Below are 22,506 nucleotides of genomic sequence, written 5' to 3'. Positions count from 1 at the left end.
TGAAAATCTTCTTTTTTAAATGGATATAAAGTTTTTTCTTTTGTTTTGTGAGGAGAGAAAATATGAAGTCCCAGTCCATTAAGCAGTTTATCGATCATCACTTCAGGCATTTTAATGCGGCTACCTTGAAAGAGGCGGCTCAAGGCTACGTAAAACACCTTGAATCCGGAGGAAAGATGATGGTAGCCCTTGGAGGGGCGATGAGCACGGCGGAATTAGGTATTTCTCTTGCAGAAATGATTCGCCAGGATAAAGTGCATGCGATTTCCTGCACCGGGGCTAACCTCGAAGAGGACATCTTTAACCTGGTTGCCCACGACTACTACAAAAGAATTCCTCACTACAGGGAACTCAGCGTCGATGAAGAGGTGGCTCTTTATGAAAACCACCTCAATCGCGTTACCGATACCTGCATTCCCGAAGAGGAAGCCATGCGAAGGATAGAACGGGCCATCCTTAAAGAGTGGATGGAAGCGGACCAAAAAAAACAGAGATTTTTTCCCCATGAATTTCTTTGGAAAGTGCTGCAGTCGGGGAAGCTTGAACCTTTTTACCAGATTGATCCCAAGGATAGCTGGGTCCTGGCTGCGCTCGAAAAAAAGATTTTCATGGTTGTTCCCGGCTGGGAAGATTCCACCCTGGGCAATATGTATGCGGCTCATTGCCTGCTCGGGCATGTTCATGATCCTCTGACGGTTAAAACCGGGATAGAATACATGATGGCCCTTGCCCAATATTACCAAGAAACAACAAAAAAGCATTCTCTTGGCTTATTCCAGATTGGGGGAGGAATTTCTGGGGATTTTCCCATCTGTGTCGTTCCCATGCTTCACCAGGATATGCAACTGGAAAATATTCCCTTGTGGGGATATTTTTGCCAGATTAGCGACGCGACGACCAGCTACGGCTCTTATAGCGGAGCTTCCCCCAACGAAAAAATAACTTGGGGTAAGTTGGCTAAAGAAACTCCAAAGTTTATGATTGAATCGGATGCTACAATCGTTGCCCCCCTGATTTTTTCTTATGTATTGGAAAGCTAAGTTTTTGTTGAACCTTTTAACGGGGGGCTGAAGCTAGAAAAAAATGGACAGTGTGCCCTGTATCCAGAAAGGGAGTTGGGGAACGATGTAATCGTAGTTGAAGTTTCTTGCGGCACTAAAACCGGGAGCCCCCGCAAACCAATAATGTTCATCGGTGATGTTGTAAAGGTAGAGGCTGGCCTCCCATCTCTTGGAGGTGTAGAAGATGCGGGCATTGAGGGTATACCAGGAGGGGATTCTCGTCGAGTAGGTATAGAAGATGAAGTCACCGCTTTCGGCCAATGCCCACAACGATATCCCTAGGCCGCTGTCGAACTTGTAGGTGGCCATGAGGTTGCCGTAGTTGGTGGGAAAACCGATAAAGGGATAGTTAAGGGGAGGCTCGTTGACCAGGGGGTCGACGGGCAGACCAAGCTGCTTGGCAACCGTCGAGGAGTAAGGTTGGAGAGCCAGGGGTCCAAGGGGCAAACCCTGCCAGAGTTCCTGGCCGACGATGAAGGCGTAGCCGAAGTTAAGCCAGAAGTTTTTGTTGGGTTGGTAGTTGCCCATGAGCTGGGCTCCTTTTATAGCCACCGCGGTGGTGGCTACGGGGCCCCCGGGTATGACCTGGGCGGGGATAAACCCTGTCTGGTAGTAACCGGACAGGCCCAGGAAGAGCTTGTCGTGGAGCAGGTTAAACTTTGTGCCGACTTCGTAGAGGAAGTTGTTTTGGTGGTAGTAGGCAGAAGGGAACTCGGGGGCGAAGCTGCCGAACTGGGAAAGGAGGGTGGTCTGCCCGTAGAAGAAAGTAAAGTAGGTGTTCATCCAGGGGAAAGGTTTGTAGCTTGGGCTGATGGTGACTTCGGGCTGGACGATGTTCATGGAGGTGGAGCTGTAAGGGGGCAGGCCGAAGGAGGGAGCAACCGCTGACAGGATGGCCGGGGTGCCTTGGGGAGGGGAAGCTTGGATGAAGTAGCTGTTCATTCTAGCGGCGACCATGAGGCTCCATTTGTCTGTAAAATCGATCTGGTGTTGGTAAAAGGGAGAAAGCTCGTAGAAGGTATCGGCGGTGGAGAGGTAGTTGAAGACGTTGTAGAAAGCTCCCGGGTAGCCCGGGACGGGGATATCGGTGAGGTAGGGGTTGGCGAAAAGGGGGGAAGTGGCTTGGGCAAAAGAGACGAGGGGAGAGAAAGCGTTGTAACCTAGAGGTTGGGTTAAGTTCCAGATATTGACGGGTTGGTGCCACACCCCTGCATATTCGGTGTCGGAAAAGTAGCGGAATTCTATTCCGGTATCGATCGAGTGATGAAAAGAAAAAGCTGGAAGTTGATCCTGTCCTTTTGCGGCTTGAGAACCTTCCTTTTCATTTATGGGTTGATCAAAAACGAAGCGGAGTTCAAGCCGGTCATCAAAATTGTATCCAGAGGGAAGGATTCCCCAAAAATCCGAGGGAATAGCCTGGTCGATAAGGGCGGAATAATATTCAAAGAGGGTGTTGTTAACCAGGCTGAGGTTATCGTTTATCCTTAAGGAGGTGATGAGTTGGGCAACATAATAGGCTTGCTGGTCGTCATCTTCAGGGTTGGCAAAGAGATTTGTCCTAGGGCTGATGGTTACGAGTGGTCCCCAACTGACGGCATAACCGGCCCCGGGAGGTGCAGTGCCGATGCCGGGGTGAAAGACCCCGGGAGGTCCGTACCAGCCGACCCAGCTTCCTGTTTGGTACAGCCCATCATTGATCAAGGCCGAAGTGGGCCGGTTGAGCCCTGCAACGGTGTTGAAATGGTTAATGTCCAGCTCGGTGTTGAAATCGATAGAGAGGTTTTCGTAGGGTTTAGCCCCGAGATCTAAATAAAAACATTGTCTTTGGAGATAAGCTCCATCGTAGTAGTTATAGGGGGCGTAGCCATCCTGGCCGAAGTAGTCGAAGCGGTAAGCAAGCTTATCCTTGAGGATCGGTCCCCCGATGTCGATGTTCCAGAAGTTGGTGTCGTACATGCCCAGGGTGTAACTGGCGTTGCCGCGGAACTTGTCGAAGTAAGGTTGCTTGGTGAGCTCGTTGGCGAAGCCGCCGGCAAGCTCCTGGGGGCCGTAGACGATGCTTACGGGTCCGGTTACCACGTCCAAGTTCTCAAAAGCCATCATGTTCATGAGCGGTCCATATTGGCCGGACTGACTAAAACCGACGAGCATCCCGTTTCGAAACACGGTTCCAGGAAGACCCCTGATCATGGGTTCACCCATGGGACTTCCTGTTTGTTGAGAGGGAACGACCCCGGGGGTGAAGGCGGCAAGGTCGTTTACGGTTTGGGCGTTGATCGTGTTGAGTTCTTGCCGGGTTACGACCTGGACCGTCCTGGGGATGTCGATCACCTTCATGGGTGTCCCAAGAACATTCATTTCCATGTTGGTTTCCACGACGTTTTCTTCCTCGGGCAGTTCTTCCTGGGTGGTGACGATCACGGGAGCAAGAAGGGGGATATTGGGGGGAGTTGAACCGGCAGAAGAGGGGTTGGATAGGGCAGGTCCGGGTGATTGGGATAAAGGAGAAAATTCATTGGAAGAAGGGTTTTGGGTTGGAGGAGCGGTTGTTTCTTCATTTTGTTGTTCATCGGGCAATGGTTGGGCATAAAGTCCGGTCATAGATAAACCGAGGATAAAAAATATGAAGTAAAATAGAGTGTACCTTAAAAGGACATTTATCCCATTATGCGGGCAAAACACGATGAAAGGACTTAACGTCACCCAATCCATAACTAACAGATAGGGGGAAGGAGATAAAATAGAGATTTATAGGGGCTAACCATTTTAACTTTTATTATTCATGATCCGGGCCTGGTTGGTTAAAAGAAAATGGACAGCGTGCCCTGTATCCAGAAAGGAAGTTGGGGCACGATGTAATCGTAGTTCATGAAGCGGGCATTGCTAAAACCGGGAGCCCCGGGCAGCCAGTAGTGTTCATCGGTGATGTTGTAAAGGTAGAGGCTGGCCTCCCATCTCTTGGAGGTGTAGAAGATGCGGGCATTGAGGGTATACCAGGAGGGGATTCTCGTCGAGTAGGTATAGAAGATGAAGTTGCCGCTTTCGGCCAATGCCCACAACGATATCCCCAGGCCGCTGTCGAACTTGTAGGTGGCCATGAGGTTGCCGTAGTTGGTGGGAAAACCGATAAAGGGATAGTTGAGGGGAGGCTCGTTGACCAGGGGGTCGACGGGCAGACCAAGCTGCTTGGCAACCGCCGAGGAGTAGGGTTGTTCGGCCAGGGGGCCGATGGGCAAACCCTGCCAGAGTTCCTGGCCGACGATGAAGGCGTAGCCGAAGTTAAGCCAGAAGTTTTTGTTGGGTTGGTAGTTGCCCATGAGCTGGGCTCCTTTTATAGCCACCGCGGTGGTGGCTACGGGGCCCCCGGGTATGACCTGGGCGGGGATAAACCCTGTCTGGTAGTAACCGGACAGGCCCAGGAAGAGCTTGTCGTGGAGCAGGTTAAACTTTGTGCCGACTTCGTAGAGGAAGTTGTTTTGGTGGTAGTAGGCGGAAGGGAACTCGGGGGCGAAGCTGCCGAACTGGGAAAGGAGGGTGGTCTGCCCGTAGAAGAAAGTAAAGTAGGTGTTCATCCAGGGGAAAGGTTTGTAGCTTGGGCTGATGGTGACTTCGGGCTGGACGATGTTCATGGAGGTGGAGGTGTAAGGGGGCAGGCCGAAGGAGGGAGCAACCGCTGACAGGATGGCTGGGGTGCCTTGGGGAGGGGAAGCTTGGACGAAGTAGCTATTCATTCTAGCGGCGACCATGAGGCTCCATTTGTCTGTAAAATTGACCTGGTGTTGGTAAAAGGGAGAAAGCTCGTAGAAGGTATCGGCGGTGGAGAGGTAGTTGAAGACGTTGAAGAAAGCTCCCGGGTAGCCCGGGACGGGGATATCGGTGAGATAAGGGTTGGCGAAAAGGGGGGAAGTGGCTTGGGCAAAAGAGACGAGGGGAGAGAAAGCGTTGTAACCTAGAGGTTGGGTTAAGTTCCAAATGTTTATAGGGCTATGCCATACCCCCGAATATTCGGTGTCGGAAAAGTAGCGAAACTCTACCCCTCCATCGATCAGGTTGTGAAACTCAAGGCCGTGGGGCTCAACCGAGTTGTTGCCGGCCAACGGGTTTTGCTCCCCGGAGTTTTTCCCTTGGGGATAGAGGTCAAAACTGGCACGAAATTCGAGCCGATCGTCAAAATCATACCCGTTGGGAAGAATAGCCCAGAAAGTCGAAGGAATAGCCTGATCGATAAAAGTACTAAAATATTCAAAAAGGGAATTGTTAACAACTGTCAGAGAATCGTTGACTTTTAAGGTTTCGATCGCTTGGGCTACATAATAGGCTTGATTTGTAGAATTTTCGGGGTTGGCGAAGAGATTGGTCCTAGGGCTGATGGGAACAAGTGGTCCCCAACTGACGGCATAACCGGCCCCGGGGGGTGCAGTGCCGATGCCGGGGTGAAAAACCCCGGGAGGTCCGTACCAGCCGACCCAAGTTCCTGTTTGGTATAGCCCATCATTGATCAAGGCCGAAGTGGGCCGGTTGAGCCCTGCAACGGTGTTGAAATGGTTAATGTCCAGCTCGGTGTTGAAATCGATAGAGAGGTTTTCGTAGGGTTTAGCCCCGAGATCTAAATAAAAACATTGTCTTTGGAGATAAGCTCCATCGTAGTAGTTATAGGGGGCGTAGCCATCCTGGCCGAAGTAGTCGAAGCGGTAAGCAAGCTTATCCTTGAGGATCGGTCCCCCGATGTCGATGTTCCAGAAGTTGGTGTCGTACATGCCCAGGGTGTAACTGGCGTTGCCGCGGAACTTGTCGAAGTAAGGTTGCTTGGTGACCTCGTTGGCGAAGCCGCCGGCAAGCTCCTGGGGGCCGTAGACGATGCTTACGGGTCCGGTTACCACGTCCAAGTTGTCGTAAGCCATCATGTTCATGAGCGGTCCCCATTGCGCTGATTGACTGAATCCGACGAGCATCCCGTTACGGTAGACTGTCCCGGGCAGCCCGCGAATAAGGGGTTCGGCCACGGGGCTTCCCGTCATCTGGGTAGGGTTGACCCCGGGGGTGAAGGCGGCAAGGTCGTTTACGGTTTGGGCGTTGATCGTGTTGAGTTCCTGCCGGGTTACGACCTGGACCGTCCTGGGGATGTCGATCACCTTCATGGGTGTCCCAAGAACATTCGTTTCCATGTTGGTTTCCACGACGTTTTCTTCCTCGGGCAACTCTTCTTGTGCGGTGACATGGATGGGCAAAAGGACAGGGATATTAGGGGGAAGCTGGGCTGAAGGTCCAGGAGGAGTGATTGCAGCAGGAGGAGAAGGAGGAGAAGAAGGCACTTCAGGCTGAGCTTGTCCGGTTGGGGCTTGTTCTGGAGAAGGGGGAGCGGAGGGTAGTTGTGGGGCTTGGGTCTCTTCTTGTTCCTGGGATGGGGAGGATTCTGTCGCCTTGGGTTGTTCTGCTTGGGGTTGTTGCTGGGTTGCCGGAACCGAAGGTTCGCTTGAAAGCTGGGCGAGGAGGACAAAAGGGGAAAAAAAGAACAAGGCCAAGGGGAAAAGAGAGAAAGAAGGCCATTTTTCTTTCCGGAAGAACATACAATTCTTAAGTCATTGCCACGGTTAAAGTTGTAAAGTTTACGGGCTCTTGGTGATGATGAACCTTTTGGGAATGATTCTTTAATCCCATACTTTATCAAGGATAATCAAGCCTTAACTTTTTCCTTAAGCGGGAAGATCTCCTCGCCTAGCCAAGCTAAGAAAGAGACTACTTTGTCAAGTGGAACTGGACGGGAACAACTGCTTGGGATTCAACGGGAGTATTGCCCGACTTGGCGGGATGAAATCTCCATCGTTTTACCGCGTCAACGGCCGAAGCATCCAGGTCGGCAAATCCCGAACTCCTGTATATACTCAAGGAAGCAACGGTTCCCGCAGGGGATATTTTTACCCAGATATAAACAACTCCCTGTTCCCCTTTTCTCCTCGCTTCCTCGGGATAAATCGGAGGGGGATTCCTTAGGTAGTCGGGCAGGGCCATTGCCGTTACCCGTTGTGCAAGAGAAGGTTGTTGAGGCCTGGGCGCGGGTTTTTTTTGCAAGGCCTTGGGTTTTTGCACGACCGCCTTGACCATGTCATCGGGGCGGAGGGGTGGAGGTTGGGGTTCTGTTTTGGATTGGGGCTGTTGGGGTTCGGGGGAAGGGACAAGCTCGATCATGGATGGAGGCAAGGCCGGCATTTGGGGAGAAGACTTGGGGAAAAGGGACAAGCCGATGCCGAAAAGCAAAAGGGCATGGAAAAGAAAGGACAATATCCATCCCCAAGTTTCGGTGGAGAAATGCATGGGCTTGAGCAGTTTTTGATAAGCCATTTCTCCAGGAGAAAACACTCTTTCTTCATCCCGGGTTAAAAGCGGTTCGGAGCTAAAATAGTTTTTGTGTTGATCTTTGAGCAGTATTTTGATCATTTTGCACCCCCTTTCTTTTTCGTAGACTCTTCCTTATTTGTTTTCTTCTTCTCCTGGGGAGGGGAAGAAAGCTCTCCTTTTCATCAAAATAAACTGCCCAAGTTTAATTTAACGAAAACTCTAGTTTAATTTTTCTTAAATTTTCTAGGGAAGAAAGTGAAAAATTAGATAGGCCTAAAAAAAAAGTTGATCAAGCCTTCAAGGAATGGAACTTTAGGCTTTCCTGGGGTAGAGGGAGAGTCGGGCACAGTAAAGAGAACCCAGTTGTTTATAGCGAATGGCCATGTTGCCGTGGACCGAAACAAGGGCCTGGATGATTCTTTTGCCCAGCCCGAGGCTCCCCATCTTCCTTATAGGCTTGATCTTGTTGAAAACAAGAAGTTGAGCTCCCTGGCCGCCTTTTTTTTTCATCCGCACGGTTATGTCCCCGGTGCCGTGTTTCAGGGCATTAGCCAGGAGGTTGTAAAGGATCTGCTTGAGATAGGTGCCGTCGGCCTCGATAAAAATTCCCTCTTCTTTTTCGACGTGGATCTGCCTCTGCTCGTTTTCACAAAGTAAACGAAACCCTTCGATAATGATTTCTGCCGTTTTCCCCAGTTCCATTTTTCCCCAGGAAATAGTCAAGTTGCCTTTTTCGGCTTTATTGAGGAAGATCGCCCTTTCCATGTGTTGTTTCAATCGTTCGAGCTCGGAGTCGATCTCCTCGGCGATTTCAGGATCCATCTTTTCAAGGGATTTTTCCAACCTGATTTTTGCCAGGGTCAAGGGAACCTTTAATTCATGGGCTAACTGGGCGGCCTCTTTATCGGATTCTTCGACTACCTTTTGAATCTTCGATAGAAGCCTGTTGATTTCATGGATAAGGGCCAAATATTCCTGAGGATAGTTTTCGGGTTTAATCCGCTGCCAAGGATTGCGGGGGTCGATCGATTCGATATCGGAACGCAAACGGACAATAGGCCTGTTGAGGAGTTTGGCAAGGAGGTAGCTTGCCATACCAAAACTGACAACCATAACGAGGGCATAGGAAGCTTCCCAGCGGACAAGCTCTCTTTGATGCTCACGGGATTGGAGGAAACGAGCTTCCTTGGCTGTGGCCATCCAATGGAAAATGGCGGAGAGGAAGAGAAAAATGAAACCAAAGACAACACTGAAAAGATGCCAGCGTCTTAACATTTCATTTGTCGGTTGGGTGTTTCAGGATAAATCCTACCCCCCTGACCGTATGAAGGAGAGGAGGTAAGCCGGGTAAATGGATTTTTTGACGCAGGTGGTTGATGTGGACGTTGACCAGGGCGGTTTCAGAGTCAAAGCACCGGTCCCAGATTTTCTCGGTAATGATCGCCTTGTTTACAGGATTGGGAGCGGATTCAAGCAGGAGCCTGAGCAACTCGAATTCCCTGTTGGTGAGCTCTATGGGTTGACCGGCGCGGCTGACCGTCCTTCGGACGAGATCCATTTCCAAGTCTTCAAATTTCAGCTTGGTCGGAGAAATGGGAGATCGTCTGCGCAGAAGGGCTCGGACACGGGCTAAGAGTTCGATGGTCGAAAAGGGCTTGGTAAGATAATCATCCCCGCCTGCATCTAGCCCATGGACGCGATCGGAAACGGCGGACCTGCCTGATAAAAAAAGAACGGGAATGGAAAGACCCTGGCGACGAAGCTGCCTGACGATGCTTATTCCATCTTTGGCTGGCAACATCAAGTCAAGAATGGCCAAGTCATAATTGTAGTTTTCAAGAAGCCACTGGGCTTCTTCGCCATCCTCGCATTCTTCAACCGTGTAGCCTTCGGCCTGTAATGCCCCTTTGAGGTGCTTTCGGACTTTTTGATCGTCCTCCACAATCAATACCTTCATCTTAAAGAAATATTCTTTCAAAAAAAGCAGCTGTCAGCCCTCTTTTTTCGTTTAGGGCATGATGCGTTGGGCCATCCTTTGTAAAGCCAGGGAATGGTCCGCAGAAGACAACATGACTTCAATAAGCCAGAAAGAATCTCGATCCGACATGGCTTTTTCGATCGCCTCCTTAAGCTCTCTGTTGGTTTTAACGCTGCAGGACCGCCCGCATCCCAAAAGTTCGGTTATTTTACTATAGTTCCAGTTCAAAAGATTGTTAAAAGGACCGTCCAGGAAAATCCGCTCGGTAGAGTAACCTCCGTTGTTCAACAAGAAAACGACGGGACGGAGGTTGTACCGGCAAGTGGTTGAAAGTTCAATGCCCGTCATTTGGAATGCTCCATCTCCGCAGATTACGAAGGGGATGAGATGGGGTTTGGCCAGTTCAGCTCCTATGGAGGCTGGAATAGAAAATCCCACCGAGGCGTAGTAGGCCGGGCTGATAAACTCGGTGCTTTCATGAATGACAAGATCTATAGCCCCAAAAAGGGATTCCCCCACGTCAGCGATGACGACGGTTTTTGGGGAAAGAAAGCTGTTAACCAGGCCAAAAAAGGAATTGACCGAAATGCTTGCATTTTCATCGATGCGGCTAAGAAGAGGGGAGGGAGGATGGGGCAGTTGCTTGGGCAAGCTTTTTCGAATATTTAAAGCCAGCAATCCTTTGACGAAATCCTCAAACCGCACCTCCTCAAACGAATGGTATCTTATGGTCAACTTTTCGCTCGTGGCATAGATGCATTTACTCATGTCCAGGGCGGATTTCGTGGACCCCAAGGTGATATCCGTCATGAATACGCCAAGCAAAATAAGACAGTCGCTCCGGTCAAAATAAGCACAGACTTCTTCGCTTCCCGTTGCTCCTTCATAGACACCGATGTAATGGGGATGGGTTTCGGCGATCACCGATTTACCCAAAAGGGTAGCGCACACCGGAATTCCGGTCTGGGTGGTAAGCATTTCGAGTTCTTTTTGCAACCCGAATCTTTGGATCTCTACGTCGGCCAGGATGAGAGGTTGGGATGAAGACTCGATCATTGCTTTAGCTTCTTTCAGAGCTTCATCCAAAGCTTTAGGATTGGACTGCAAAAAGCCTGCGGAAAATCCGTTTTTGGGGATTTCTATTTCGGCGGCAACGATGTCCCTTGGGATTTCCAGGTAAACGGGTCTTTTATATTGAAGGGCCAGCTCGACGGCTTGAAGAATCTGCGCCCCGATATCTCTTGGGTTTTCAAGAATGGTTGCAAAAACGGTTAGTGCTTTAAAAACGTTTAACTGGGTGTCAAAATCCTTGACCTTGTGGTGGAGCAGAGGGTCTTTTTGCCTTTCCCTTAATCCCGGGGCGCCACTGATGACCACCACGGGTGATTTCTCGGCGAAGGCTTCGGCGACGGGATTGGTCACTTTCAGTCCCCCCACGCAGTAGGTTATACACACAGCACCTAGGCCGTTAAGCCGCCCGTAGGCATCGGCCGCAAATCCCGCTCCCTGTTCATCACAGGTATTGATGATGCGGATGCCTTCCTTGGCAAAGCCGTCGAGAATTTTTAAGGAATAATCACCGGGAACGCAGAATAGATGTTTAACGTTATGGGCAAGCAGTTGCTGGGCCAAGAATTGAATCGTGGTCATGATTAGGTTTTACTCTAAAAAGGGCTTTCTATAAACTTTCTTTTTTAGTCATTTTACCGCCGGGCCGATGACCCCTTTAAGGAAAGGGGCGGTCGGGCTGTTGGCGGCTTTCGCCAAGCTTTCTGGCGGCCCTTGGCCGATGATTTTTCCTCCTTTTTCTCCGGCTCCCGGTCCCAGTTCTATCACGTAATCGGCTTCGGCAATCACCTCCGGGTGGTGTTCGATGACGACTACGGTATGACCAAGCTCCACCAGTCTTTGGCAAAGATGGAGAAATTTTTCGATGTCGGCTAAATGCAGTCCGATCGTGGGTTCTTCAAGGAGATAAAGGATCTTGGATTGCCGGGATGGACCCCAGTGAAATTCCTTTTGAATTACCTTTTGCTCCATGGCGATGAGATCCTTGGCGAGCTTTATCCTCTGGGCTTCACCGCCTGAAAGAGTGGGGGTAGGCTGCCCTAGCCGGAGGTAAGAAAGCCCGATATCGCAGAGGATGGAAAAGGGTTTGTGCAGTTTTTCGATTGGGGAGAAAAAGCTGCAGGCCTCGGCAGCCGTCATGCAAAGGATATCATGAATCGATTTTTCCTTGTACCGGACTTCAAGGGTTTGTGGATTGTACCTCTTGCCCTCGCAAGATTCGCAGGGGAGAAAGAAAAGGGGGAGCAGGGGCATGCTAACCGGGATGGTTCCATTCCCCTCGCAATCGGGGCACCGGCCTTCCTTGGAGTTATAGCTGAAACGGCTTTTGGTGTAGCCCCGCTGTCGGGAAAGGGGAGTTTGGGCAAAGAGTTCTCTAATCCTGTCGAACAGGCCAAGATAGGTCAAGGGGGTTGACCGAGGATTTTTTCCTATAGGAGTCTGATCAACAAAGCAGACATCACCGAGGGCTTCGGCACCAATAACTTTACTCCAGCATTCCTTTTGGATCTTTTTGGGGGATTTATTGAGCAGTTTCTTGACCGCCGCAAAAATCACTTCTCTTAAAAGAGTGCTTTTCCCCGATCCGCTGACCCCGCAAATGACGACAAAACGACCCAAGGGAATTTCGATGTCAAGATCCTTGAGATTATGCACCCTTATCCCCAGGATCTTGAGCCAGGATGGGTGTTCTTTACAGCTTCTTCGATCGCTTCCTTTTAAAGGATGATGCATCGGCCGGCAGAGATAGCGGGCGGTAGTAGAATTTTTACAGAGCAACAGTTGAGAATAGTTGCCTTCAAAGATGATTTCTCCCCCGTCTACCCCTGCTCCTGGCCCTAGATCGACGATTTTGTCCGCCCTTTTCATGGCCTCCGTGTCATGTTCAACGATGAGCAGGGTATTGCCCTTGCTTTTGAGTTCTTCCAGGCAGTCTAAAAGTTTTTGATTTTCAGTGGGATGCAACCCGATCGTGGGTTCATCAAGAATGTAAAGAACACCCTGGAGATTCGACCCCAGTTGGGAACATAAGTACAACCTCTGTAATTCGCCCGCCGATAGGGACTGGGCTTCACGATCGAGGCTCAAGTAATGAAGACCCATCTCTTCGATGAATTTGAGCCTTTTGATGATTGCAGGAACGATTTTTTCTACTATGGCTTTTTGTTGAGAAGAGGAGGGTTCAATCGATTTAAAGTAATCGAGCAATAAAGAAATAGGCAGGGAACAAAGAAGGTCGATCGTGGGTTTTGATCCTTTCAGCGGCCAAGGAAGACTGACCGACCTGGCCCCAAGATTGATTCTTTTACCTTGGCAGTCGGGGCAGAGGATGGGGGGTTGATCCTCGCTTTCTTCGATTTTTCCGTTTCCCAGGCAGCGGCAGCACCAGCCCAGTGGAGAATGAAAGGAAAACAATCTTGGATCGAGGGCGTCAAAGCTTTTACCGCTCCGGGGACAATGAAACTTGGTGCTGTAAAGGTAGTCTCGATTTTGCGTTTCATCGAAGAAAATGACCGATTCTTTCCCAAGGCCGAGGGCTGTGGAAACGTTTTTTGCCAGTTCCTCAAGAGAGCTTTGGGCAGTTACGGTGCCTAGCCAGAGGTCGATCGTATGGTTTTTAAAACGAGAAAGTCGAGGAAAGCTTCCCGGTTCATACCAACAGCCATCGATACGAAACCCGGGATAGCCTTTTTTTTGTGCCCATTTGGCTAGAGAGGAATAAAGCCCTTTTCTGTCCCTAACCAAGGGAGCTAAAATCCGCAACTTCCGATCTGGCATCAATAAAGAGCGAACCGAACTTAAAATTTCTTCCGGGCTTTGCTGGATAGCTTCTTCAAGGGTATCGGGATCAAAAGGAATCCCTGTTTTAGCAAAAAGCAACCTGAGGAAGGGATGGATTTCGGATAGAGTGCCTACGGTGCTCTTGGAGCCGGGAATCGTGGATCTTTGCTCAATAGCAATCGATGGAGGAAGCCCTTCGATGTCATCAACTTGGGGCTTTTCAAGTGATTGAATGAACTGCCGGCCGTAACCTGAAAGAGAATCAAGAAACCGCCTCCGGCTCTCGGCAAAAAGGACATCGAAAGCCAGGGTAGATTTGCCCGATCCGCTGATTCCCGTCAGCACCGTTGTTTTCTCCAAGTCGATTTCCAGGGAAATCGACTTGAGATTGTGGTGGCGGGCTCCCCGAATGGATAAGGTTTGCTTTTTTGCCGGGGGAGTAAAATAAAAGGAGGAAGAGGGCAAAAAAGGGGATTTGGCTTTCAGCTTCTCGTTAAGGAAAAAGCCGGTAAAACTCCCAGCAGTTGCGGCAATGGTTTCGGGAGGACCCTGGGCTATGATTTTACCCCCCTGTTTGCCGCCCAAAGGTCCAAGATCGATAACCCAGTCACTGGAAAGAATAACGTCCAGGTTGTGCTCGACGACGATCAAGGAGTTGCCCAGCTCAACAAGTTTTTGTAAAAGACCGATCAGCCGTTTTACATCATCCATATGGAGGCCTGTTGTCGGCTCATCGAGTATAATGATCCTTTGACGGTCTTTCCCGGGCTTCATTTTCCCCGGAGAAGGATCCGCAGGAGAACCGAAGTGTTTTTCGCCGAGAATGGCTAGAATTTTAAGGCGCTGAGACTCTCCCCCGGAAAGCTGGTTGAGAGGATGACCTAGCCGCAGGTAATCCAGTCCCACCTCGCTCAGCATTCCCAGCCGGTCGACAATCCTTTTGCAAAGAACCGATTGAGGGTCGGCATTGTCCTGTTTCGGACAGAAAAAAAGAGAAGCTTCTTTAACGGTCATTTCAAAGATTTGATCAATGGATTTTCCCCGGTAACGGATGGCAAGAATGGGAGGTTGGAACCTCTTGCCTTCGCAAACCGAGCAGGGAACGAAAACATCCGAAAGGAATTGCATTTCTATTTTTTCATATCCCAGTCCAAGACATCTCGGACAACGTCCATCGCCGGAATTCATCGAGAAACTTCCTTCTCCTATTCCTTGGCTTTGGGCCTCATCTGTAGAGGCAAACAGTTTTCTTACGTATTGCCAAATACCTAGGTAAAGGGCGATGTTGGACCTGGGAGTTTTGAAAATAGGCGTTTGATCGATCTCGATGACTTCTCCAATCTTCTCCCATCCGTTCAAGTGGGCCCTGCCGCTAAAAAATGTTCCTTGGGGGGGATTCAGCTCTTTTATTCTATAAAGACCATGGGCGATAATATCGTGAACGAGGCTGCTTTTACCGCATCCGCTCACCCCGGTAACGGTTACGAATAATCCAAGAGGAATGTCGACGTCAAGTCCATGGAGGTTATGAACATGGGCCTTGCGAATTTCAAGCTTGCCTTGGCGGGGTTCTCTCCTTTTTTGGGGCAAAGGAAGGGTTTTTCTTCCACTGAGATAAGCCCCGGTCAAGGAATCTTCCTTCAAGAGCAACCCTTCCAGGTTGCCTGCATAAACAACTTCTCCTCCTTCCTCTCCAGTTCCGGGTCCGAGTTCTACTATGTAATCCGCATTTTTTATTACCGTCTCATCGTGTTCGACCACGACGACGGTGTTGCCTTGATCTCTAAGCTTTTTAATCAGTTCGACCAACCTGGATGAATCTTTAGGGTGGAGACCGATTGTAGGTTCATCCAGGACAAAAAGGGTGTGGGTCAGCTTGTTGCCTAAGCAGATGGTCAGGTTTGCCCTCCTTGTTTCTCCACCGGAAAGGGTCCTACTCGGCCTATCCAAGGTAAGGTAACCCAGGCCTATGTGATCTAAGTAGCCGAGCCGGCTGGCGATCTCTTCTTTGATCTTTAGCGTAGCTTTATCCGATTGGGGAACATCGAGCTTATCGACAATGGGGATAAGTTCGCTTATGGGTGAGTGCAGAAATTCTCCAATGGAAAGAGGGGTTTGCCCAAAGAAAATTTTGTAGTCGAGAGTTTTTTTGTTGAAGCGGCTCCCTTGGCAGTCGGGGCATAGGGTATAAAGCCGGTACCGGGAGAGAAAGACCCGGATATGGGTTTGGTAGGTCTTTTTTTCTAGGATTGAGAAAAATCCCTCGAGCCCGCACCACAGGTCCTGCTCGATCAAGGTGTCTGGATCTGCGGAAGGATCTTCCCCTTTTAACAAGTATTCCCACTCGCGGCTATCGTAGGCGGAGATTTTCTTGGAAGGGGAGATGCGTCTTTTTTTAAGCATTCTTTCCAAAAAGATTTGCCAATGGGCAAAATGGGCTGATTGAAAAGGGCGAATGGCTCCCCCTTCTACCGAAAGATTTTTTTCCGGGATTACCTTGTCATAATCGATTGAAATGATACGGCCAAATCCATGGCAGGACGGACATGCTCCTTTAGGGTTGTTAAACGAGAAAAGGGCCGGGAAAGGGTCCTCAAAGGCGATTTTATCTTGGGGGCAAACCAGTTGGTTGGAGAATGAAAGAACCTGGTTTTCGGGGAGGAAAAGGGTATGGATAATACCGCGGCCGAGCTTGAAACTTTCTTCTAAACTTTCTAAAAGTCGGCTTTCCCTCTCATATTCAACTTTCTCAAGACTATGGATGACGAGAATTTCTTGAAAATCAGGGGGTAGGGGCAAAGCGAATTCCTCATCGATTCTTACGATGCGGTTATCCAACCATATCTTGGAATATCCCTGGGAAAGAAGCATCTGGCAGGCTTCTTTGAAAGAGGTATGGGGAGCGAATCGAACGGGATAGCCGATAAGGAAACTTTTGTGAAGGTAGGCGCTAAAGAGCAGTTCGAGAATTCCTTTGGGGGTGGATTTTTTAACCGGTTGACGGCATCGGGGACAGATGGGAATGGAAACCCTGGCATAGAGAAGCTTCAAGTAGTCGGCAATCCCCGTCATGGTGGCTACCGTACTCCTGGAGTTGGCGGTAGTTCTATCCTGTTCGACAGCGATGGCGGGCAAAATGCCTTCTATGGATTCCGCTTTTGGCTTTTCAACCCGCAAAAGAAATTGCCTTATATAGGGGGGATAAGTTTCAATGTAACGGCTTTGGCCTTCGGCAAAAAGGGTATCAAAGGCAAGCGAAGATTTCCCCGAACCGCTAAGCCCTGTAATGACGGTTAAAGTAGAGTGGGGAATGTCCAAATCGATGTTTTTTAAATTATGAACAGAAATTTTTCGCAACCGGATGGATTCCATTTTGATTTATACTTTCCATGATATACTCGGTTTTGTTCTGTTATGCGTTTTTCTTGCAAGCGGACTTGACATTGAACTAAAGATATAGGGATTTGAGGGAAAAGAAACAGGAAAAGGGAAAACAAGCAAACGATGGCTCAATGGAGTCAACTCTTTTCTAATCGATAAGAAGAACCGACGATGAAATGGACTTTGATTCCAGGGGAGAAGGGAAGAACAGGTTGGAGCTTTTTCTTTCTTCCCCTGGTCTTGGTTCTCTCTAGTTGTGCAGTCGGCCCTGATTATCATAGGCCTGCTGTCGAAACGCCTCTAGCCTTTAAATGGGGGGAGAGCCCGGGCGCCGAAAAACCGACAACGGGTGAAGAGGGAGCCACCCCTACCGAAGAACAAACGGCCTCGGGCAAGAGGCTAGAGAACATCCGTTGGAAGAAAGCCCTTCCCCAGGATGCCATCGCCAGGGGAGAGTGGTGGAAAATTTTTAAAGATCCCCTGTTGGATCAACTGGAAGCCCAACTCTTGGTGGGTAACCAACAACTGAAAGGTATTTACGCTCAAGTGGTCGAGGCCAGGTCCCTGGTGACCCAATCCCTTTCCAATTTCTTCCCCCATATTGGGTTCTATCCTTTTTACTCAAGGTTAAGATTTTCCCAAAACCAACCCTTTTTCTTTCTCCAACACCCTGTATTGGCTCCCGTTTTTAATACGAGCGGTCAGCAGATCGGTTTTACCCAGTTTCAAACAGGTCTGCCTATTTACTGGAATGAATGGGCTCTTCCCTTGGCGGCCTCTTACGAGGCGGATATCTGGGGAAGGTACCGGCGTGAGCTGGAAGCGGCCAAAGCCTCTGCACAAGCAACGCAAGCCGCCTATGAATCCCTGCTTCTTACTTTGCATGCGGAACTGGCAACCGATTATTTTTCCATCCGCTACATCGATGCCCAATTAGCCGTCTATCGCTACATGATCGATGTCTTTAGGGATAACCTTTACCTGGTTCAGAGCCGTTACGATGGAGGGTTGGCCAACGAACTGGACCTGGCCAGGGCAAAAACCGACCTGGCCAATCTCCAATCCCAGTATATCGGCTTAGAAAACACCAGGGCGCAAATCGAAAATGCGATCGCCGTTCTCCTCGGTAAACCCGCTTCTTCCGTAAAAATTGCCCCTAATCCCATTTCGGGTTCGGTACCGGTTTTGCCTGAATACCTGCCTTCGGATCTTTTGCAGAGGAGACCCGACGTGGCTCAGGCTGAAAGACAGATGGCAGCGGCCAACGCCGATATCGGGGTGGCCCTGGGTGCCTTTTTCCCTTCGGTGAATCTTCTTGCCTCGGTTGGACTGCTCAGTTCCACCATCGAGATGCTTTTCAACGGTTCAAGCCGTTTTTGGACCCTTGGACCCTTCGTCAGTCTTCCTATTTTCGAAGGCGGCCAGCTTGTGGCAGGACTGCAGCAGGCCAAGGCCGCCTACCAGGCTGCGGTAGCTAATTATAGGCAGGGAGTGCTGGTTGCCTTCCAGGAAGTGGAAAATGCCCTTGCGGCTCTAAAAATCCTTGAAGCCCAACAAGAAGCGCAGCAAAGAACGGTGGCTTTTTCTAAAGAACAGTTCGATGTCTCCCTGGTAAGGTTCAAGGAAGGATTAGTGAATTACATCGAAGTCGATACCACCGAGCAGGTTTGGCTCAATGCCCAGCTGCTCAATCTCCAGATCCTTGGGGAGAGATTTATTTCGACAGTAGCGCTGATAAGGGCTCTTGGGGGAGGATGGGAGGATTACAGCATGAGGCCGGTGGGGGCATCGACTAAATCTGTCTCCCGGGGGTCTTAATAAGAGAGGATAGGAAAATTCTATGGCTCGAATGATGTTTGCCGCATCGGAAAAAGATGCGAACATGCTTTATGCGACGCGGATGATGGTTCCCGATCCCTTTCTTTGGATAGAGGTCAATTCCAAGAGTTATATTTTTTTAAGCAAGCTTGAAATCGATCGGGCAAAAAGAGAGGCAAAAGCCGATGTGATCCTTTCTTACGAGGAAGCCAGTGGAATTAAAGAAGAGAAGTTGACAGTACCCCTGCTGATCAAAACGGTCTGCAAGAAACTCCGAGTCAGCCGGCTGCAAGTTCCCTCCAATTTTCCTTTAGGCTTAGCCGAAGCCCTCAGAAAACAAGGTTTAAATGTCATAGCGAGCAAAACAGAATTTTTCCCTGAAAGGTCTATAAAGACCCCGGCCGAAATCGAGGCGGTCAGATCCGCCCTGCGCGTCGCCGAAAAAGGGATGCAGAGGGCTATGGAGGTGCTGAAGGAAAGCAAGATAACAGCCGAGGGCTTGCTCCGCTGGCAGGAGAAGATTCTTGATTCAAAGATCCTCAGGGAAGAAATTGAAATAAGGATAATGAGAGAAGGAGCAACGGCAACAGGCACCATAGTAGCCTGCGGAATAGAAGCATGCGATCCTCACGAGGTGGGCAAAGGAAAGCTGAGGGCGAATCAGGCCATCGTCATCGATATTTTCCCCAGGGATAGGACTACGGGATATTATGGAGATCTCAGCCGAACGGTTGTCAAGGGAGAACCTTCCAAGGAGCTTTCTCGGTTATATGCAACGGTTAAGGAGGGTAAACAGTGGGTTTTAAGCATCTTGCGGGAGGGTTTGAAAGGGAAAAACATAGAGAAGGAGCTCAGGGATACATTCACCCGGAAAGGGTATCCCACCGAAATGCGTGGAGGAAGGTGGGTCGGTTTTTTCCATGGACTAGGACATGGTGTGGGACTTGAAATCCATGAACCCCCCAGGTTTAGAAAGGCGACATTCAAGAAAAACCAGGTCCTGACTGTTGAGCCCGGCTTGTATTATCCCGAAATTGGAGGGGTAAGACTGGAGGACATGGTCGTCATTAAAGAAAATGGGGTGGAAAATTTGACCCAAATTGAAGAAGTATTGGAAATAGCTTGAACAGGGGCATAATATAAAGAGTAGGCTTTCTGAAATTAAAGAAGGAAAGAAGATATGAACATGTTTTTATTTTGGCTTCCTCCCTTGCAGGAAAACGAGCCCAAAGCTCCGGATGAAGCTCCTGAACCCAGTGCCCCTTCTCCACCGGCCATACCGGGATTCCCCGGCCCAACCATGCCTCCGGGAGAATTGCCCTAGTTGTCCGTGGCCTTCATTGCCTCTGGACGATTGGAAAAAATAGGGGCTTGCAGGGCAGCGAGAAGAACAAAGCCCAAAAAAAATCAAGGCAACACCTTGTTCTATACATGTCCTATCCATCCAGGGAGGTGTTGGGCAAGCGGGTGAGGCTTAGGAGCATAAAGCTATTGCTTCCTTGGATGATTGGGCAAGCTTATCTTCTATTGACTCTCCAGATGAGCCAAAATCCCAAGGATTGAAAAATAATGTTGGGTAGCCAAATAATGAGCTCGGGGAAAAGGTTGGTTTTTGCTTTGAGGGCTTCGGCAAGAAGCACGATCACGTAATAGGACAGAACGATGAGCAAACTTAAAGCCACCCCGATGGAAGTTTCTTTTCTTTGGACTTGAATAGCCAAGGGAGCGCCCACGAGAACGAAGGTAAAACAAGAAAGAGAAAAAGCCAATCTTTTCTGGAATTCAGTCAAGACCGGGGTAGGATTGGAAGTGAAGCCGAACAGGTCGGCGGCAACAATCGAACGGCCGATTTCATCAAGGGTAGAAAGCCCTATGCTTTTTCGGACGGTGAGCCGATCAAAAAGCTGGGCAAGGGATATTTCATAAGGAAGTTGGGTGGCCCGGGACCCGGGCATGACCAACTTGACATTTTGCGGATCAGAAACGTTTCTTTCCTCTTGCCGAGCATTCCAAAGGGTTAAAAGAATTCTTTGATGGGCTAAATCCGGTTCGATTTCTGCCTCTGAAGCCCGGATGGAACGCAAGGGACGCAGATCGGCATCGGTCTCCCAAATGTAGACGTCTTCAAGCCTGGCCCCAATGCGGTTGGTTGCATACAAGCGGAAACCATCGAACTGGTCGATGGTTTTATTGCTTTTAAAAAAGGAAAGGGGGTTGTGAAGCATAACGTCGGAGAATATTTCTTTGAAAGCGTGACGACTCTTAGGTCCGATATAAGCATTGATGGCGAAGCTCAGCACGCTATAAAGAAGGGCAAACCATATGACCGGGGCCATGATTGCCCCCAGGCTTATTCCTGCGCTTTTTAAAGCCGTAAGCTCCCTGTCCTGGGACATCTTGCCAAAAAGCAGGATCACGGCGACCAGTAGCCCCCAGGGCAACGTGAAGGTCAAGACAAAGGGAATAAGGGATACAAGCAGTTTCACGGAGATCCACAAAGGGACTTCGTTGTTGACCAGCAGGTCGGAGAGGTCGCGGAAGGCGTTGGCGATGACCAAGAAAAAAGTCAAAATCGAGGTGGTAATAAGAGAATTTTTGAACAGCTCTAGAAAAAGAAATTTATAAATTGTTCTCATGAAAGAGCAGAATAAAATAAAATAATGTTTAAAATGCTCACTCTGTCTTTTATACTTTCCATAGAGGTAGAATATCGAGGAATCGGCAATTCGATGCAACTTTAAAGAAACGAAAGGGAAAAACGTATGTCATTGTTGGTTCAAATAGATCAGCAGCTTAAAGAGGCGATGAAGAAGAAAGACTTGGAGAGAACCTCGGTTTTGAGGCTTCTCAAAGCCGCCATTAGTTATGCTTCAATACAGAAAGCTCATAAGGAACTTACCGATCAAGAGGTCATCGGAGTCATCGCCAAGGAGATTAAAAAAAGGGAGGAGTCGATCGTTGAGTATGAAAAAGCTCATAGGCCGGAGCTGGCCGAAAAAGAAAAGGTAGAGATCGCGGTATTGAAAGAGTTTTTGCCCGAGCCGATGAGCGAGGCGGAAATGGAGGAACTCGTCAAGAAAGTGATCGAGGAAACTCAAGCCAAGGACAAAAAAGATTTGGGAGTGGTGATGAAAACAGCTTTATCCCATGCAGGTGGAAGGGCCGATGGGAAAAAACTCCAGGAAATAGCAAAGAAGTATTTAAACTGATTTTTTTCCATGGCCGATGTTTTTTTATTTAGAGTTTTTTTTGAAGGATAAGGATGGGGGCTCATGATCTTGGGTCAAGAAAAAATATGGTTAGTGCTTGCCCTGTGCGTTGAGTTTTTTATCTCTCTTTACGGTTTTTTTGTCTTGAGAGCTAAAAGACAAGCGGGTGGGGATCAACTGACTTTTGCCCTGCTGCTTGTGGCTTTTTTCTTCGAAACCCTTTTCCTCTACTTGAGGGGAATGGCGATCAACCATTGCCCTATAACCAATTTTCTTGAAACATGGGTGTTCTTGTCCTGGGCTTTGCTGTTGATGTATTTCATCATCGGTTCGGCCTACCGCATGTCTATCCTTGGCTTTTTTACGGCTCCGGCCTGCTGTTTAATCAATCTTACCGGGTTAATCCTTCGTCCGGATAATCCTAAGATATTGCCTGAACTGGGATGGATGCTTGAACTGCATGTCGCTTTTTCCCTGTTGGCTTATGCGATATTTGCGATCGCAGCCCTATCGGCGTCTATTTACTTGTTGGAGGCAAAGGAGTTGAAAACGCATAAACTTTCTTCTCTTTTTTTCTGGTTCCCCCCTATAGGGGACCTCTCTTGCATCCAGAAAAGAATACTGTTAGTGGGACTTGTGTTGCTTACCGCCGGCCTGATGGGAGGGGTTTTTATTTCTCCGAAAAGCACGTGGGACTGGGTAAAAATCGGTTGGTCGGTTGGGGTCTGGTTATTTTATCTCTACTTGGTGTTCTGTTGTTTTTTTTCCCGGTCGGGAATGAGACGGCTCTCTCTTTTGTCCATTGGAGGCTTTTTATTTATTTTCTTAACCTTTTGGGGAATTAACACCTTGAGTCAAATACACAAATTTTGAG

The 22,506-nt window shown here is 49.2% G+C and carries 14 protein-coding genes; 6 read left to right on the top strand and 8 right to left on the bottom strand.

The genetic code is table 11. The features are described 5' to 3' along the window. The first annotated feature begins 62 nt into the window (after positions 1-62). Entirely contained in the window at positions 63-1,040 is a 978-nt protein-coding gene (locus MINF_RS09695; RefSeq protein WP_048810345.1) for a deoxyhypusine synthase family protein, read from the top strand. 33 nt (positions 1,041-1,073) lie between these two features. Here MINF_RS09695 and MINF_RS09690 read toward each other — a convergent pair whose 3' ends face one another. The 7 genes from MINF_RS09690 to uvrA all read right to left on the bottom strand — a co-directional run bounded on the left by MINF_RS09690 (position 1,074) and on the right by uvrA (position 16,596). After that, a complete protein-coding gene (locus MINF_RS09690) occupies positions 1,074-3,773 on the bottom strand; it encodes a TonB-dependent receptor (protein ID WP_012464540.1) in 2,700 nt (899 codons plus the stop codon). Positions 3,774-3,862: 89 nt separating this feature from the next. Continuing rightward, positions 3,863-6,628 (bottom strand): TonB-dependent receptor, encoded by a 2,766-nt coding sequence (locus MINF_RS09685; protein ID WP_012464539.1) that lies wholly within the window; start codon positions 6,626-6,628, stop codon positions 3,863-3,865. Between the two features lie 169 nt (positions 6,629-6,797). Then, complete coding sequence (locus MINF_RS09680) at positions 6,798-7,496, bottom strand: TonB family protein (RefSeq protein ID WP_012464538.1); 699 nt, start codon at positions 7,494-7,496, stop codon at positions 6,798-6,800. Between the two features lie 213 nt (positions 7,497-7,709). Further along, the gene (locus MINF_RS09675) at positions 7,710-8,672 is read right to left on the bottom strand and encodes a sensor histidine kinase (RefSeq protein ID WP_012464536.1); all 963 of its coding nucleotides are present in this window, start codon (positions 8,670-8,672) and stop codon (positions 7,710-7,712) included. 1 nt (position 8,673) lies between these two features. Next, the gene (locus tag MINF_RS09670; protein ID WP_048810547.1) at positions 8,674-9,354 is read right to left on the bottom strand and encodes a response regulator transcription factor; all 681 of its coding nucleotides are present in this window, start codon (positions 9,352-9,354) and stop codon (positions 8,674-8,676) included. Positions 9,355-9,405: 51 nt separating this feature from the next. Beyond that, complete coding sequence (locus tag MINF_RS09665; protein WP_012464533.1) at positions 9,406-11,025, bottom strand: alpha-keto acid decarboxylase family protein; 1,620 nt, start codon at positions 11,023-11,025, stop codon at positions 9,406-9,408. A 48-nt stretch (positions 11,026-11,073) separates the two neighbouring features. Beyond that, positions 11,074-16,596 carry an excinuclease ABC subunit UvrA gene (uvrA, locus tag MINF_RS09660; RefSeq protein WP_012464532.1) on the bottom strand — a complete coding sequence of 1,841 codons (5,523 nt, stop codon included), beginning with the start codon at positions 16,594-16,596 and terminating at the stop codon, positions 11,074-11,076. Positions 16,597-16,776: 180 nt separating this feature from the next. Here uvrA and MINF_RS09655 point away from each other — a divergent pair, with 180 nt between their 5' ends. Genes MINF_RS09655 through MINF_RS11530 form a run of 3 tightly spaced genes read left to right on the top strand, consistent with a single transcriptional unit; the run spans position 16,777 to position 19,747 of the window. Then, the gene (locus MINF_RS09655) at positions 16,777-18,423 is read left to right on the top strand and encodes an efflux transporter outer membrane subunit (protein WP_012464531.1); all 1,647 of its coding nucleotides are present in this window, start codon (positions 16,777-16,779) and stop codon (positions 18,421-18,423) included. Positions 18,424-18,445: 22 nt separating this feature from the next. Then, positions 18,446-19,549 carry a M24 family metallopeptidase gene (locus MINF_RS09650; protein ID WP_012464530.1) on the top strand — a complete coding sequence of 368 codons (1,104 nt, stop codon included), beginning with the start codon at positions 18,446-18,448 and terminating at the stop codon, positions 19,547-19,549. A gap of 54 nt (positions 19,550-19,603) precedes the next feature. Further along, positions 19,604-19,747, top strand: coding sequence for a hypothetical protein (locus MINF_RS11530; protein ID WP_012464529.1), 144 nt, complete (start codon positions 19,604-19,606; stop codon positions 19,745-19,747). Between the two features lie 193 nt (positions 19,748-19,940). Here MINF_RS11530 and MINF_RS09645 read toward each other — a convergent pair whose 3' ends face one another. After that, positions 19,941-21,059: an LptF/LptG family permease gene (locus MINF_RS09645; protein WP_048810344.1), complete on the bottom strand. Its 1,119-nt coding sequence runs from the start codon at positions 21,057-21,059 to the stop codon at positions 19,941-19,943. Between the two features lie 126 nt (positions 21,060-21,185). Between MINF_RS09645 and MINF_RS09640 the strand changes: the two genes are divergently transcribed. Both MINF_RS09640 and ccsA read left to right on the top strand, forming a co-directional pair. Then, positions 21,186-21,632, top strand: coding sequence for a GatB/YqeY domain-containing protein (locus MINF_RS09640; protein WP_012464526.1), 447 nt, complete (start codon positions 21,186-21,188; stop codon positions 21,630-21,632). A gap of 63 nt (positions 21,633-21,695) precedes the next feature. Then, the gene (gene ccsA, locus MINF_RS09635; protein ID WP_012464525.1) at positions 21,696-22,505 is read left to right on the top strand and encodes a cytochrome c biogenesis protein CcsA; all 810 of its coding nucleotides are present in this window, start codon (positions 21,696-21,698) and stop codon (positions 22,503-22,505) included. Position 22,506: the final 1 nt, after the last annotated feature.

This window comes from Methylacidiphilum infernorum V4 (assembly GCF_000019665.1).
Classification (GTDB): Bacteria; Verrucomicrobiota; Verrucomicrobiia; order Methylacidiphilales; family Methylacidiphilaceae; genus Methylacidiphilum; species Methylacidiphilum infernorum.
This window is presented reverse-complemented; position numbering and strand designations above follow the sequence as displayed.

Bases quoted from the DNA above. Each gene is read 5' to 3' on its own strand.
- MINF_RS09680 (WP_012464538.1), bottom strand. From the start codon at position 7,496: ATGATCAAAATACTGCTCAAAGATCAACACAAAAACTATTTTAGCTCC.
- MINF_RS09685 (WP_012464539.1), bottom strand. From the start codon at position 6,628: ATGTTCTTCCGGAAAGAAAAATGGCCTTCTTTCTCTCTTTTCCCCTTG.
- MINF_RS09675 (WP_012464536.1), bottom strand. From the start codon at position 8,672: ATGTTAAGACGCTGGCATCTTTTCAGTGTTGTCTTTGGTTTCATTTTT.
- MINF_RS09690 (WP_012464540.1), bottom strand. From the start codon at position 3,773: ATGGATTGGGTGACGTTAAGTCCTTTCATCGTGTTTTGCCCGCATAAT.
- MINF_RS09640 (WP_012464526.1), top strand. From the start codon at position 21,186: ATGTCATTGTTGGTTCAAATAGATCAGCAGCTTAAAGAGGCGATGAAG.
- MINF_RS11530 (WP_012464529.1), top strand. From the start codon at position 19,604: ATGAACATGTTTTTATTTTGGCTTCCTCCCTTGCAGGAAAACGAGCCC.
- MINF_RS09645 (WP_048810344.1), bottom strand. From the start codon at position 21,059: ATGAGAACAATTTATAAATTTCTTTTTCTAGAGCTGTTCAAAAATTCT.
- MINF_RS09650 (WP_012464530.1), top strand. From the start codon at position 18,446: ATGGCTCGAATGATGTTTGCCGCATCGGAAAAAGATGCGAACATGCTT.
- MINF_RS09655 (WP_012464531.1), top strand. From the start codon at position 16,777: ATGAAATGGACTTTGATTCCAGGGGAGAAGGGAAGAACAGGTTGGAGC.
- MINF_RS09695 (WP_048810345.1), top strand. From the start codon at position 63: ATGAAGTCCCAGTCCATTAAGCAGTTTATCGATCATCACTTCAGGCAT.
- MINF_RS09670 (WP_048810547.1), bottom strand. From the start codon at position 9,354: ATGAAGGTATTGATTGTGGAGGACGATCAAAAAGTCCGAAAGCACCTC.
- MINF_RS09665 (WP_012464533.1), bottom strand. From the start codon at position 11,025: ATGACCACGATTCAATTCTTGGCCCAGCAACTGCTTGCCCATAACGTT.
- ccsA (WP_012464525.1), top strand. From the start codon at position 21,696: ATGATCTTGGGTCAAGAAAAAATATGGTTAGTGCTTGCCCTGTGCGTT.
- uvrA (WP_012464532.1), bottom strand. From the start codon at position 16,596: ATGGAATCCATCCGGTTGCGAAAAATTTCTGTTCATAATTTAAAAAAC.